10 protein-coding genes and 1 pseudogene are annotated in these 15,393 nt (G+C 44.5%); 8 read left to right on the forward strand and 3 right to left on the reverse strand.

The window, feature by feature from the left end; genetic code table 11:
• Positions 1–22 precede the first annotated feature (22 nt).
• The 5 genes from ACL9RM_RS06540 to ACL9RM_RS06560 all read left to right on the forward strand — a co-directional run bounded on the left by ACL9RM_RS06540 (position 23) and on the right by ACL9RM_RS06560 (position 6,914).
• A complete protein-coding gene (locus ACL9RM_RS06540; RefSeq protein WP_172828310.1) occupies positions 23–1,054 on the forward strand; it encodes an FUSC family protein in 1,032 nt (343 codons plus the stop codon).
• A 355-nt stretch (positions 1,055–1,409) separates the two neighbouring features.
• A complete protein-coding gene (gene helD / locus ACL9RM_RS06545; RefSeq protein ID WP_414126232.1) occupies positions 1,410–3,788 on the forward strand; it encodes an RNA polymerase recycling motor HelD in 2,379 nt (792 codons plus the stop codon).
• A 153-nt stretch (positions 3,789–3,941) separates the two neighbouring features.
• The gene (locus tag ACL9RM_RS06550; protein ID WP_414126233.1) at positions 3,942–5,783 is read left to right on the forward strand and encodes an adenine deaminase; all 1,842 of its coding nucleotides are present in this window, start codon (positions 3,942–3,944) and stop codon (positions 5,781–5,783) included.
• A gap of 124 nt (positions 5,784–5,907) precedes the next feature.
• Positions 5,908–6,489, forward strand: coding sequence for a Crp/Fnr family transcriptional regulator (locus ACL9RM_RS06555; RefSeq protein ID WP_414126234.1), 582 nt, complete (start codon positions 5,908–5,910; stop codon positions 6,487–6,489).
• A gap of 83 nt (positions 6,490–6,572) precedes the next feature.
• On the forward strand, positions 6,573–6,914 hold the full coding sequence (locus tag ACL9RM_RS06560; RefSeq protein ID WP_039270101.1) for a darcynin family protein: 342 nt from the start codon (positions 6,573–6,575) through the stop codon (positions 6,912–6,914).
• Positions 6,915–7,055: 141 nt separating this feature from the next.
• Here the strand turns inward: ACL9RM_RS06560 and ACL9RM_RS06565 are convergent.
• A pseudogene (locus tag ACL9RM_RS06565) lies at positions 7,056–7,901 on the reverse strand (copper amine oxidase N-terminal domain-containing protein).
• 244 nt (positions 7,902–8,145) lie between these two features.
• On the opposite strand from ACL9RM_RS06565, the gene ACL9RM_RS06570 reads away from it, so the two are divergent.
• Positions 8,146–9,420 carry an ABC transporter substrate-binding protein gene (locus ACL9RM_RS06570; RefSeq protein WP_069291666.1) on the forward strand — a complete coding sequence of 425 codons (1,275 nt, stop codon included), beginning with the start codon at positions 8,146–8,148 and terminating at the stop codon, positions 9,418–9,420.
• A 33-nt stretch (positions 9,421–9,453) separates the two neighbouring features.
• The gene (locus ACL9RM_RS06575) at positions 9,454–11,157 is read left to right on the forward strand and encodes a methyl-accepting chemotaxis protein (RefSeq protein ID WP_069291667.1); all 1,704 of its coding nucleotides are present in this window, start codon (positions 9,454–9,456) and stop codon (positions 11,155–11,157) included.
• A gap of 94 nt (positions 11,158–11,251) precedes the next feature.
• Here ACL9RM_RS06575 and ACL9RM_RS06580 read toward each other — a convergent pair whose 3' ends face one another.
• Positions 11,252–12,526, reverse strand: coding sequence for an oligosaccharide MFS transporter (locus ACL9RM_RS06580; protein ID WP_250268050.1), 1,275 nt, complete (start codon positions 12,524–12,526; stop codon positions 11,252–11,254).
• Between the two features lie 485 nt (positions 12,527–13,011).
• Between ACL9RM_RS06580 and brnQ the strand changes: the two genes are divergently transcribed.
• Positions 13,012–14,370, forward strand: a complete 1,359-nt coding sequence (brnQ, locus tag ACL9RM_RS06585; protein ID WP_061831307.1) for a branched-chain amino acid transport system II carrier protein — start codon at positions 13,012–13,014, stop codon at positions 14,368–14,370.
• 16 nt (positions 14,371–14,386) lie between these two features.
• Here the strand turns inward: brnQ and ACL9RM_RS06590 are convergent, their stop codons facing one another.
• Entirely contained in the window at positions 14,387–15,307 is a 921-nt protein-coding gene (locus tag ACL9RM_RS06590) for an AraC family transcriptional regulator (RefSeq protein ID WP_414126235.1), read from the reverse strand.
• Between the last annotated feature and the right edge of the window lie 86 nt (positions 15,308–15,393).

The raw sequence follows: 15,393 nt of genomic DNA on the forward strand, positions 1-15,393 counted from the left end.
ATTTGAAAGGTAAGCAGGGGGGATGGCTTTGGCTTTTGGAGCACGGGTGTTAAAAACGGGAATCGCAGTGACGCTCGCCCTTTTTCTGAGCACGCTTTTGAACACCCATTCGCCTGTGGGGGCAGCGATAGCCGCTATTTTTGCCATGCAACCGTCGATATATAGGTCGTGGCGTTATTTTCTGGATCAACTCCAAACAAGCACACTCGGTGCAATCATGGCGTTGCTGGGCGGAATGGTATTTTCGAATGAGCCGATTGCAGTTGGACTGGTGTGTGTATTGGTACTTATGATATGTCTGAAAATAAATATGGCTGATACGGTTGGATTGACACTCGTGACCGTTGTTTCTGTAATGGAAGCCTCAGGGGACTGGAAATTTGCGGTGACCCGCTTTGCGCTCACTTTGATTGGGATTGTGTCTGCTTTTGTCATCAATGTTAGTGTTTTTCCCCCGAAACCGAAAAGGCAGTTTATTAATCAGATTCAAAATGTATTTAACAGCATGTCCTTGCTGCTGCGTACTGCCATTTCCGATGAGATTAAGGAGTCTGTCTTTAAAGAGGAAAAAGGAAATCTGGAGGGAGCCATTAAATCGCTGTCGGACAAATATCATTTGTTCGAGGAAGAGCAGAAGAAGCTCAAGCGCTCCAAGTTTAGTCAAACGAGACAAATGGTAGTATACAAACAAATGCTCGGAAGTTTACACAAAGGATATGAGGTACTGGATGCAGTGGAAAGACACTACTTCCAGTCTTTACGGCCAAAAGGAACGGATGCTTTTTTTGACAGTCATCTGGAGCTGCTGATTCGTTTTCACGAGCATGCTCTACTGAAATTCGAAGATAAGCTAAAGCCGAATGAGGACGAAAGTGAATTGTTTCAGCAAGCCAACGGCGAATTTATGAAGCATGCGATTACACGTTTTGACCATTGTCAGGAAGGAATGCTGCGGCTGTCCATTGTGGCTGCGGCGATGTACGACTATGGTCATCAGCTGGAGAGGTTGAGCAGACTGGCCGATCATATTCATCCTGTAGAAGAGAGCAGATAGGCGAATTTCCTAAAGAAAAGCGACCGCATTCATCAATCAGATGGACGGTCGCTTTTTTATGTAATGAATTCAAGTATGTAAGAACAGGTTAATAGATGGTTGCCAGAACGCACAAAAAAAGCCCGCTGGTTGCGAACAGGGACTGAACTTGCTACAATAGAGAATGCTCTGTTTTATGGTGAAACCATAAGCGTAAGTTGTGAACTACACTTCTTGTTACATTATAGCATGCTTCAAAGGATTAGTCAATTTTCCCGGATCAGGGGGATGCCGCGAGTATGCCCGGGTCCATAATAGAGCATAGTTTGTACGCAAGGGAGCCCTGCATGGAGCAGGAGGAAACGGAACAGGAGCGATGCCAGTGACTACTGAACAGCAATGGAATGAAGAACAACGAAGAGTAGAAGATGTGACCGCAGTGATTAGCGGGCGTATTCGGAAGCTAGAGACAGAGGTTGGTTCTGTGCGCGGAGATGTCGTCGATATGCGTAAAGACTTCTGGGATGAGGTAACGATCAATTTCAGTGAGGCGGATGATGTGGGCGAGACGTCCACCAGTTTGCGTCAGCAGTCTGAGATTTTGTCTGAGCGGGAACGAAGACACAAGCATTCCACAGAGGCGTTAGGTCGTTTGAAAAAGTTGCTTGATTCACCGTATTTTGCACGAATTGATTTTGCTGAGGAAGGACAGACTGCGGAACGTGTTTATCTGGGGATTGCCTCCCTACTGGATAATCAAGATGAGGAATTTCTGATCTACGATTGGCGCGCGCCTATTTCCAATCTTTATTACGATAACATGCCGGGGCCTGCCTCATATAAGACCCCGGCCGGGGAGATGGAAGGGGAACTCACGCTTAAGCGCCAATTCTCGATCCGTGATGGACAGATCCGTTTTATGTTCGATACAGGGGTGACGATTGGAGACGAACTTCTTCAAGCAGTATTGAGCCGCAGCTCGGATGCTCAAATGAAAAGTATTGTCGCTACCATCCAAAGGGAGCAGAATCGCATCATCCGTGATGATCGAAGCCGGATGCTCATTGTTCAGGGGGCGGCAGGAAGTGGCAAAACCTCTGCTGCGCTTCAGAGAGTAGCGTATTTGCTGTATAAGTACCGGGATCGCTTACGAGCGGATCAGGTCGTGCTATTTTCGCCTAACCCGATGTTTAACAGTTATGTATCGACAGTATTGCCTGAATTAGGTGAGGAAAATATGCTTCAGGCCACGTTTCAGGAATATTTGGAGCGGCGTTTGGGCCGGGAGTTTCAGTTAGAAGATCCATTTGAACAGCTGGAATATGTGCTTTCAGCATCGTTACAGCCTGGGTATGAAGCTAGGATGGAGGGTATCCGCTTTAAGTCGTCCAAGACGTTCTTACATGTGATTACAAGCTACAAGACGTATTTGGAACAGGAGGGAATGCGTTTTAAACCCATCCGTTTTCAGGGACGTGAGGTGGTTTCAGTAGAGCAAATGGCACGCAAGTTTTATGAATTCGACTCTACGGTGCGGCTGGCGAATCGATTGGAACTGCTACGGGATTGGATGCTCAAAGAGCTGGCCCGCTTTGGTAAGGAAGAATGCTCCGCCCCATGGGTGGATCAACAGATGGATCTGATGGAGCCGGAGGATTATCAGCGTGCCTATAACCGTATGCGCCGTAAATCCAAGAATAAGGGCGATACCTTCGACGATTTTACGCGTGAAAGAGAAATATTGGCGCGTATGGTGGTCAGTGGCCGCTTAAAGCCCCTGCGCAAATGGATTAAGGCGCTTCGCTTCGTAGATACGACCCGACTCTACAGCGAGCTGTTTATGAATGAGGCATTGTTGAGCCAACTGGCGAATCATGCAGAGCTGCCCGTCAGCTGGGGTGAAATTAGTCGACAAACTCTGGAACGAATTCGGGCTGGGGAGTTAGCGTATGAGGATGTGACACCCTTTTTATATTTGCGTGAGCTGATGCTGGGCTTTCGTTCCAATAGCAACATCCGTCACGTGTTTATTGATGAGGCACAGGACTATTCCCCATTCCAGCTGGCGTTCTTCAAGCGTTTATTTCCACAGGCTAAAATGACGGCACTGGGTGATTTTAATCAGGCGATCTATGCCCATGCCTCGGTGCTTCAGGATGCAGAACCATTGTATGACTTGTATGGTGCAGATCAGACCGAGATGATTTCCCTGACACGCAGCTATCGCTCAACACAGGAGATTGTGGAATTTACCCGGGGGATGGTCGCTGGGGGAGAGCACATTGTACCGTTTAACCGTAAAGGTGAGAAGCCTCTTGTTACTGAGGTGCGTTCGTTTGAAAAGTTGCATCAATTGATAGTTGGGAATGTCACAGAATTGTTGGCAGAAGGCTATGAATCCATCGCGGTGATCTGTAAAAATGCCGACGAAAGCGCGGCAGCCTACGAAGCGCTGGAAGGACAGCTGTCAGTGAAGCCAAAACTAATTAAGAAAACAACTCCTGCTTTTGAAAAGGGGATTCATATCATTCCGGCCTACCTGGCAAAAGGCGTGGAATTCGATGCGGTTCTGATTTATGACGGATCAGCGAAACAATACCAGCGTGAGAGTGAGCGTAAGCTGTTCTACACCGCCTGTACGCGAGCGATGCATCTGCTGCATATTTATAGCATAGGGGAGATTACGCCATTCGTGAGTTTACGGGATTCGGATACGTATACCCTTAAAATGGAAGAAAGTGATCGTGTTCTATAGAGAGGACATTGGCAATCAGCCGGGGACCAATGCCTTAGGAACCCATGCGATACTTGAATAGATGTAGAGCTGGCTGGCATTATGGAGCGTATTCCAGTAACATAAGCAAATAAGCAAAACAGGTAAGAAGCATAAACGGAGGTTACAAACGTAATGGACATGAAGAGTGTATTTCAACGCCCGCCGCTAGCGGACTGTGTACCCGAGTTGGTAGCTACAGCTAGAGGAGAGCGCAAGGCATCGCTGGTGATCCGCGGAGGAACACTGGTCAATGTGGTATCGGGCGAGTTGCTGCCGGGCATGTCTATTGCTGTGCAAGGTGCTCGTATCGCTTACGTCGGTAGGGACGTCAGTCATACGATTGGAGAAGACACCATAATCATTGAAGCGGAAGGCTGCTATATGGCACCGGGGTTACTGGACGGACATTGTCACATCGAAAGCACGCAGCTGACCGTAACGGAGTTCGCTAAGGCTGTACTGCCACTGGGAGTGACGGGTGGTTTTTTTGACCCGCATGAAATTTCCAATGTACTGGGTCTAAAAGGGCTTCGTCTGATGCTGGACGAAGCACGTACGACACCGCTGGCTGCTTACATGCAGGTGGCTTCTTGCGTCCCGTCCACAGGTCCGGAGCTGGAAACGACGGGTGCCTCCTTCGGCCCGGCGGAAGTCGCAGAGGCGTTAAGCTGGGGCCCGGATATGATCGGGCTGGGCGAAGTCATGAATTTCCCTGGTGTCGTCTATGGAGACGATGTGATGATCGGGGAAATTCAGGCCACGCTGCGCGCGGGCAAGGTGGCGGATGGCCATTTTACATGGGCCTCCGATGATTGGCGGCTGCCGGTCTATGCAGCCGCGGGAATTACGGGCGACCACGAGTGTGTCACACCCGAGGATGTAGCCGAGCGTATCCGGCTCGGCATGTATGCCAAGATGCGGCAAGGCTCCGCATGGCATGATGTGGCCGAGACGATCCGAGCCAGCACGGAAATGGGTCTCGACACGCGCCGCATGATGCTGGTAACGGATGACCGCAGCGCAGAATCCTTGCTCCATGAAGGGCAGATGGACTTCGTCGTGCGTCATGCGATTGCACAGGGCGTCAAGCCCGTAACCGCGTTTCAGATGGCCACGCTGAATACGGCAGAGCGCTTCGGCGTGGCACGGGACATCGGATCGATCATTCCGGGTGCGATTGCCGACATTATTTTGCTTGATGGCCGATTGGCCGAAGTGAATGTGACGGCTACCATCGCAGCGGGCCAGCTGGTGGCCGAGCACGGTCAAATGGTCGCCGATTGGGAAGGCTTCGTTTATCCTGCTGAAGTGATGGACACGGTCCATCTGGGACGAGAACTGAGTGCTGCAGATTTTCGCATTGCGGCTCCAGTACAGGAGGGGAATGTACCTGTACGGGTGATTCGTGTTACGGAAAACCACGTGGACACGAAGGAAGTGCGAATGATCGTTCCGATCCGTAATGGAGAAATCACGGCAGATCCTGCACAGGATTTGTGCAAAATAGCCGTTTTCGAGCGCCATCATGCCAGTGGCAGTCACGCGGTTGCACTTGTGACAGGTGTCGGCTTCACCGAGCCGGCTGCGATTGCCATGACCGTCGCGCATGATAGCCACAACCTGCTCGTCATTGGTAATGATGACGAGCTCATGACCCAGGCGGCGAAGCAGGCTGTTGCCCTGCGTGGCGGCGTGGTGGTCGTATCCGCCTCGGGTGAGACGCGCTTCCCGCTACCTATCGCCGGGCTGATGTCCCCAGCTCCGTTTGCAGAGGTAGCTGCGCAGTCCGAAAGTATCAGTCGGGCGCTTCAGCAGTCCGGCTGCATGCTGAACAACGCGCTGATGACACTGTCACTGCTCGCACTGGTCGTTATCCCTGAAATCCGTCTGTCGGATCAGGGGCTTGTCGTGATCGGAGCGGATGGCATCCGCAAGGTATCTCTTTTTGTGGAAGAGGATGCTGCGGAAGTCTGATAGAACACGACGCTGGGGGTTGTCCTGCAGGTCTGCCCAGACCTGAGGGATAACCCCTGTTTTTCATACACGAGTCAAAAAAATATCTTCGATTCCTTTATAAAAGTCAAGGAGCGGTGAGCAGATGCATCCCTATTATCGTTCATTAGAAAAAATGGCTCATCATGCCTCGATTATAGAGCAGGATTGGAACAGATTTGTAGAGCAAACCTGTGTGAAGCATATTCAGCAGGGAACGGTTCTCATTGAAACGGATGAGCCTGTGAAACATGCCTATTTTTGTTCAGAGGGATTATTTCGTTTATTTTATACATTAGCAGATGGCAGAGAATATAATGTTGGTTTTTCGCCAGAAGATGATTACGTAACCTCTTATGGGGCTATGATCCAAGGAGGACTATCCACTTTTTCGATTGAGGCCATGGAAGATTCGGTTGTCATTGAAATTCCATATCACGTATTGAAGGAGCTTATGGATACAAGCCATATGTGGGAAAGATTCGTCCGTAAAAGTGTAGAAAGACTTTATATTCGAAAAGAGGAACGGGAGCGCGAATTATTGTATCTTTCCGCTAAGGAGCGTTATCATGCTTTTCTTCTCAAATACCCCGGATTGGACAAACGAGTTGCCCAATATCATATAGCTTCGTACATAGGCGTCTCCCCTGTATCACTTAGTCGTTTGCTGCGTAGTGATCCGCATTAACCTATGTTAATGCGACGTTGTAGACAATCAGCGTACAATAACGATACATCATTCAAGCTTCACCAAAAAAGGAGATAAGGCATATGCGTTATATGATGATTGTATTATTGGAGTTCTACCCTTCCTGGTTGGCTCTACCTCGGGAGGAACGTCGAAAACATGCGGGGGCCTTGCAGGCTACCATTCAAAAATATAGCGAACATGTTCAGGTTCGTTTTTTTGATGCAGAAGCACTGCCTGGAAAGGACTACACCGATTTCGTCGTATGCGAAACGGAGGACATGAAGCAATATCACTATATGTGGGAAGAAATTCGCGATTCGGAGCCGTATACCAAAGGATACATGAAGATTAAAGATGTAGTGATGGGTATGGAAAATGCATTTCAGTCCTATGAGTCAGAAATGCTACAGATGGAAAAATAACCGTCATTCCGCTTTCTATGTAAAATGAAGAGTTCATCTTATATACGGTTAAAAAAGGCGAATTCCTGTGCTGCTTATGTTCAGCTGGGAATTCGCCTTTTATCTTTTGGAGACGAAAAAGTGTAATAAGAAAAAATCACATTATACAACTGTGTTACTTATAATCTTCAGAAAACCGTTCTTTCCAGCGGTATCCATTAACTGATTAATGGATTTTCTTGCGGTATCGTTAAACAAATACCACTCATCTTTCGATACGTCATGAATCAAAATCTCTGGATATTCTGTTGAAAGTTCAGATGGAACAGGACTAATTAAAGAATAAATATCAAAACGAGCTAAGCTTTTCCCTTTTTGGCCTAAAAAATCATATTGTGCTTTTATAATAAGATCCAGGTGTGTCAATAGTGAAGCTCCAAGAGTAGTTTGCAGGTGCTTCGACCTTTTTACCTATGTTTTTTGCGAAAATATTATAAATGGTTTCATTATATGCATTGCCATTAACTTGCTGAACTACGCCGCCCATAAACATATGGTATTCCTGTTGAAGTGCTTTTACTTGTACACCGTTTATGAACAATGGTTTAGTATCAACAGTCACTGCAAAGTTGCTGTAATTAACATTGCAGCCAAACGCCTCTGCAATAAAACGAAGTGGAACATATATGCGATTATTTTTCGTATATAGTTTTACATCAAGAGCATCTTTTTACCATTTTTCTCCGCTATGCTTCTGTTTACTGCTAATTTTACTTTCATCTCGCTTTTAGCGAGAATAACCTCGGAATCGGACCATTCGACACTAGCCCCCAAACTTTCGCTTATAACACGTAGAGGTACCATAGTGCGTTTATTCTTCATTTCGGGCTTTACATCGGATGTAATAGTCACACCGTCAACTTTGATCTGATTTTGTGCTGCATAAGTAGTGGACGATGAAATAAATAAAAAAATTGCAAGAAAAGCCGCAAAGAATGCTTTTTTCATAAATGATTGCTCCTTTTTCGGTTAAATTTGTTGCGCAGTAACTTTCCCCCATATTAAGACGCAACTGGATAAAAAAACGTTGCGCTGTCCTGTCCGTTAACTTAACGTAACAACCAGTTTGTACTATTTAATTACCTTCCGATATTTACCAACTAAAAATTGCTAATCTTCCTGGAGAATTATGTCGATAACATTGAATATTATTCATAAAATTTATCAAAGTAAATCCTTAGGGGGAAAGTTAATGAGAAAACAGCTAAAAGTTGCGATTTCTCTAGTATGTTTAATGATGTTTATAGGTTGTTCAGCTTCACCAGTATCACAGCAGACGACCAAGATTACACTTTTGAATTCCAAATCTGAAATAAAAACCCAATTAGAAGAAGTAGCAAAACAATACAATCAAGAGCACCCTGAAGTATCTTTGGAGATTATAACCGCTCCAGAGGGAACGTCAGCATATCAAAAACTGATGTCGATGTACGGCTCAGGAAGTCCAGCAACTATGTCGATGCTTGACCCGGGCGACACGCAGACATTCCTGGATAAAGCCGTTGATTTAAGTAAAGAGAAGTGGGTAGCCGATACGATAGAAAATGGACTTGATGCAGTTAAGAAAAACGATGCTGTGCTGGGATTCCCATTTGCAGTAGAAGGCTACGGATTAATCTATAACAAGAAAGTATTGGACAAGGCAACTGGGGGTTCTTTTGATCCTTCTTCGGTGAAAAGTAGAAGCAACCTGAACTCATTAATGGCTAAGATTCAGAAGACGGGAGTAGCACCGGTCATGCTTTCACCAATGGACTGGTCTCTCGGCTCTCATCTTTTAGCTCTGTCTTATTCTGTTCAACCTGTGGGTTTTCCAGAGTTTGTTAAAGGTATGCAGGATAACTCCATAGACATGTCCCAAAATAATGTAATGTCTGGATGGGTACAAACTTTAGATCTGCTCAAGAATAACAGCATCAATAAGAATTCACCTTTGGACAGCACGTATGACGATGGAGTCAAAGCATTAGGAGAGGGAAAAGTGGGGCTTTGGTTTATGGGCAACTGGGCTTGGGCTGGGATTAAGAGCAATGATACAGCAAATGAGGAATACGGTTTTTTGCCCCTTCCGTTAAGCGATAATACGGATGACCCTAACAATGCTAAGATTACAGTCGGTGTAACAAAGTATATTTTCATTGACTCCACAGCTACCACACCTCAGGAGCAAGAGGAAGCAAAGAAATTTCTGAACTGGATGGTATACGACAAGTCCGGACAAGATTTTCTGGTAAACAAGGCTAATATGGTACCTGCGTTCAAAAATATTGATTTAGAGCCTGCCGATCCTTTGGGACGATCAATCAAGTCGTATATCTCGACCGGAAAGACACTGCCGTTTATGGCAACCCTTCCACCTGATCATGGGGGTATCACAGGAGCATCTATCCAAAGCTATATCAGTGGAAAGATAGATAAGACTGAGCTGTTGCGCCAAATACGCATATACTGGAAAGCTCAGCAGTGATGATACGAGACCAGTTACGGGAGGAAGATAAAGATGTTTAAATTAACGTTAAAGAAAAAAATAATTAGTGCAGCGCTCATACTGGTTATCGTACTGTCCCTTTCAAGTGTTATAGGCGTCATTAAGATGTCGGAAATGGGTGAGGCTTCTAACAAGGTAAATAACAGGTCTTTACCCGCGGTTATTCTTCTTCAAGGTATGGATAAGCAGATTACAGAAATTGATAGACTCACCGTTCGATTGATACTTGAAGAGGATGCGGCTGTTCGCAGTACTTATCAAGAAGAACTAACCAAAGCTACAGCTTCAATGGATAAGAGTGTAAATGAATATCAAAGTTTAGCCTCTACGGCAGAGGAAAAAGAACTGTTCACTAACTTTTATGGTCAGTGGGCAATGTATCTTCGCCATCTAAAAGTGGTTTCCGCTGCCATGGAAGAAAACGACAAAGTGATGGCCTACATGATCATTCATGGAAATTCTTCTATTTATAAGGCAGCATTAGAAGATGTAAATAAACTGAAGCTACTTAATGAGCAATACGCAACGGATGCGGCTAATCAATCGAGTCAATCTTACCATTCAGGTAGAATTTTGATGATTTCTCTGACTATCATATGTACGATCCTTGGCATTATCGGTTCTTTTTTACTGGCTCAATCGTTCACTAAGCCCATATTAAAGATAGCGGAACAGATGAAGCTGGTAACCAGGGGGAATCTGCAAGTGGAACCCCTCAGGGTCAGATCAAAAGATGAGGTCGGGGAACTGGCGTCCGATTTTAATGAAATGTGCGATTCACTGCGCAACCTTTTAAAGGAAGTTGTGGATAATTCCTTACTGGTTGCCTCTACGGCTGAACAGTTAACGGCCAGTGCGGAACAGACAAGCATCGCTACCGAGCAGATAGCTATAAGTGCCACTCAAGTCGCAGAGGGATCTCAGACACAGCTTGCAGATATAGCTGAAACGCTGAATTACACGGTGGACGTTTCTAAAAGTGTAGACAACATAACCAATCGCTTTGTTCATGTGGCTAATCTCACAACCCAAGCACAAGAAAAAGCAAACAACGGGAAAACCCAAATGTCTTCGACTGTCTTCCAAATAAGAGATGTGCATACCAAGGTAACTCAATCCGCTGAAGTGGTAAATATTCTAGGAGAAAAGTCTGCGGAGATTAAACAGATCACAGCTATGATCAGTGATATAGCAGCCCGAACCAACTTGCTTTCACTAAATGCGAGTATAGAAGCTGCAAGAGCGGGAGAGCAGGGAAAAGGGTTTGCGGTTGTCGCTTATGAAGTACGCAATCTGTCGGCACAAGCAAGTGAAGCAACAGGCAAGATCTCTTCGCTTGTCAACGAAATTACCTTAAGAACAGATGAAGTTGTGATTTCAATGAATGAAGGTGTTCAATCTCTGAATGAAGGCATGATGCTTGTCGAAGGTGTAGGTAACGTTTTTTCTGAGATTGTAGGTGCCGTTGAAGAAGTGAGCGGTGAGGTGGACACGGCGGCTTTAGAAGCAAGATCCGTAAATGAAGGAACCGTTTCTATGGTGGAATCGATGAAGAAAATTGCTGAAATCTCCGAACGTGCAGCAGATTCTACTCAAACAGTCGCAAGCGTAGTCGAGGAAACTACCGCATCCATGCAGGAAGTGTCTGCAGGTGCTAACATGCTTGCCAAGAGAGCGGAAGAGATGAATCAAACGGTGTCGGTATTCAAGATTTAAAATAAGCTTCAAACCAACTGGAGTTAAGAGCGGCAGCCTTGGACGAGAAAAAAGTCCTAGACTGCCGCTGTTTTGTTAAGCTCAAACCATTAGATTACGAATGAACGGCTTCTGCTTTTTTGGCTGCTCTTTTCAGATCCTGTTTACGACGTTCCTCCAGATACCGCTCCCCATTCTTCTTGTCTGCTGTCAGTGTAAAGCAGGATATGATGGTGAACAGGCCTGCAATGAAACCCAGAATTACATAAGTTATCGGGAAATTCAATACTTCATACATATGCCCCACAATGGGCGAGAAAATGGAAACCACCAGGGAGCCCATAAACAAATACAGCAGGTACATGGTGGAGGACAAGCGCTGGTCAAAGTTAACGGTAATGTATTTGAAGATGGCAACCAGAATAAGCGGTTTCTCCAGGGAGTGAATCATCTTCATTGCAGCTACCCATATGGAACCGAATGGCAACGAAGAGCCGATAATACGCAGAGACATAATCGACCCGGCAATAATTAATGCCCATTTGGCGGTCGTTTTGTTCACAAACCAAGGGGTAACGAAAAGGAACACAAATTCCAGAAAAACCTGCACAGCGCTTAAATCACCGAGGAATTGATTTCCTTCCGCTTTGGAACTGAACTGCGATACGAAGTATGTGGCAAACTGCTGGTCATATACCTCATAGATTTGGGTCACGCCAACCATGAATAGCATAAGAAACCAGAACTTTTTGGTACGCACGAGATGCAGCACATCGATTAGCTTCAACGATTCTGTTTTCTGCTGCTCCTGTCCGGAAATTTCGACTTTGGTCAGAAAGATGCAGATCATGGCAACAACGGCAGATACCGAGGCAATCCAGAAGGTCAGGTTTACATTGATATTGATGACCCGTCCTGCAACAAAAGTAGCCGCCGCCCACCCAAGTGAACCCCACATACGAACCCGTCCGTATTCAAAGCCGTATTTACGCGAAACTTTGTCCATATACGAATCGACGACACCGTTACCTGCATTAAATACCAGGCCGATAAATAGCGCACCAACAATGGCACCAATGACGAACTGCGTTTGTAGTAATGGACCGTACACATAAATAAAAAAGGGTCCGACGAGCAAAAGAATCGTAAAGAGTATGTACAGCAGATGTTTTCTCAGACCCAGCTTATCGGATAAGTAACCGAACAGGGGCTGCATGATCAAGGCCACGATTGAGTTAGCCGCATATAGAAATCCCGTGTAGGTTTCTGAAATTCCCAAGCTTTGTCCCAGCCAAATGACAAAAAAAGACATGGCAGCAGACCATGTAAACAGATAAGCGAAGTTAAAAATACTCAGAGACCAATAGTTGCGTTTTGCCAAATTCATCATGTTTAAGCACCCCTTCAAATTGTAGCCGCTCAATGTGTTGCCAACGTCAATATGTATTGTCTTGTACTATTAATTGTAAGGATTATTCACTCGCTTCCATAGGGCATTTTCCCAAGATTTCCTGTGCTTATTTCAATCAGTTGAGAATTCGGATAAAACAGCAGATCCTGATATGGATTAAATGGGGGCTCAAACTATTTTAAATATGTTGAAGAAGAATAGTACTATATCTACATCTTGTAAGAAATAAGTCCTAAGTGTAAAATTCTCTTATAGTTCATTAAGCTCACTAAGTTCATTCTGCAAGTACAAAGTTACTTGAAATACTGATCGTATATAGAGTATTGTGTAACGATGAGTTAAGACGAAACCCACTCATCCTAAAGGCGTGGGTTATCACTATGCTCTATTAACATATATTATACAAATTAAAAAGAAAACGAATAAAAACAAAATGTTGTGAGTTCGTAGTTGGAGGATTTATTATGTCGAAAAGTGTTTCTTCGTCCTTTATTATCATTATAGGCTCAATGCTATTTGCCTTATTTTTTGGTGCAGGGAATCTAATCTTTCCACCTATGCTTGGGCAAATGGCTGGAAAGAATGTATGGGTAGCCAATGCGGGTTTCTTGGTTACCGGAGTTGGCTTACCATTACTAGCCGTCACAGCCTTTGTTTTTTCAGGCAAAAGCAATTTGCAAACTTTAGCGAGTCGTGTACATCCTGTATTCGGTCTAGTCTTTACAACAATTCTTTATCTGGCCATCGGGCCTTTATATGCAATTCCTAGAACCGGTAGTGTGTCATTTGAAATTGGAGTAAAACCTTTTTTTTCTAACAATGCAGATCATCCTGTCGCACTTGTTGTATTTACTATCCTTTTTTTTGGAGTTGCATGCTTGTTATCACTTAATCCTACAAAAATTATTGATGTTATCGGAAAGTTCTTAACACCCATTAAATTGACATTCATTGGATTACTTGTGATTGTAGCTATTATTCACCCAATAGGAAAATTCCAAGAACCTGCGGAAGGTTATACATCGAATGTCTTTTTCAAAGGCTTTCAAGAGGGTTATTTAACATTGGACGCTCTTGTAGCCTTTATTTTTGGAATTATCATTGTGAATGCAATTAAGGATAGAGGAGTCACTACAAAAAAAGAGTTGATGATCATTTGTGCCAAAGCGATAGCAATTGCGGTTATACTCTTAGCTTTTATCTATACGTCTCTTTCATACATGGGAGCTTCTAGCGTTGAAAAATTGGGTGTTTTGGGAAATGGCGCTGAGGTGCTAGCTAAGGTTTCCTCCTATTATTTTGGATCTTATGGTTCTATTCTATTAGGCTTAATGATTACAGTAGCGTGTTTAACGACAAGTGTGGGGCTTATTACTTCCTGCTCTTCTTTTTTTCATGGATTATTTCCGAAAGTCTCATACAAAAGAGTTGCTCTCATGTTATCTATATTTAGTGCTCTTGTAGCCAACATAGGTTTAACACAGCTTATTAAGGTTTCAACGCCAGTATTAATGGCAATATATCCTATTGCTATTTCTCTTATATTTTTAACTTTTTTACATCCCGTATTTAAAGGAAAGTCAGAAGTATATCAAGGCAGTTTGATATTAACCTTTATCGTTAGTTTATTTGATGGCTTGAATGCTGCTGGAATAAAAATTAATGTAATTAATGACTTTTTCAATCATCTTCTTCCATTATATAATGTAGGGTTAGGGTGGTTAATTCCCTCTGTTTTAGGAGGTGTAGCTGGCTACATATTTACTAAGTTAAGAGGAAGAAAAATAATTTTAGTACTTATGAAGCCCAAAAAAAATAAATGATTTATCCTATGGCATATTAGTCTGTTATATAAGGGACAGCAAGCGCCTGATCTGCTTCGTGCTGCTTACGGTACTGCGAAGGGGTCAGGCCGTTCCATTTTTTAAAGGTCGCAATAAAATAGCTTAAATTGTCAAAACCAACATCCAGCGCAATATCAACCACTTTGCGATCACTTTGCTCCAGCAACCTGCAAGCCTTCTGAATCCGATTATAGTTGATATATTCTACCGGGCTTTTCTGAACCATCTGCTTAAAAAAACGGCAAAAATGCCCCTCACTCATTCCAATCTCATCTGCGATCTCCCGTAAACGTATAGGTTCATGAGCATGACTGTTGATATACGCCAGCGCTTTTTTGATCCGTTCAACTTTGTTGCGTTGACCCGCCATAATCACATCCTCTCCGTTAGCAGGGGTCATGTGTGGAAACAGGCAGGCAATCATGCTATAGAGCTGCGCCTTGGTCGCCAATTCATGGGCAGGCGCATTCTGCTCATGGCTGGTGATAATGTGTCGCAACGCAACCAGCACCTCTTGCTCCCAGGGCTGCACGCCTCGAATGTGAGGGGGAGGGACAAGCTTTTTACTGATAAATGGGTCAATAAACTGCGTCTGCACCGTATCCTGCGTGCGGCTGTGCAGCATGTCTGGATGAAACACCACCGCAGAAAATATGCAGCGAGGGCTTTTTTGTAAATAACCGGCGTGAAGCTCGCCGCTGTTGACAAAAAGGGCTTCACCTTCGTTAACCTCCGTATAGAACATATCCGTCTGAAAAATGGCGCTTCCCTGCTCCACTACGATAAACTCCATCTCTTCATGCCAATGAGACTCCAGTATACTATTTCCGTTCAACTGCTCTACGCTCGGATATACGCTGACTGGGTACATGGGATTGCCGTGAATGCGGTTTTCCCGCAACATTTCCCTTTGCATTTCAACGACTCCTCTTCTGCAAACTGATTTATATAGAAAACATCAAAATATTGATACAATACGTCAAAATAAACGAAGTAAACCCT

The sequence above is a fragment of the Paenibacillus sp. S29 genome (genome assembly GCF_049319765.1).
Taxonomy (GTDB): Bacteria; Bacillota; Bacilli; order Paenibacillales; family Paenibacillaceae; genus Paenibacillus; species Paenibacillus polymyxa_B.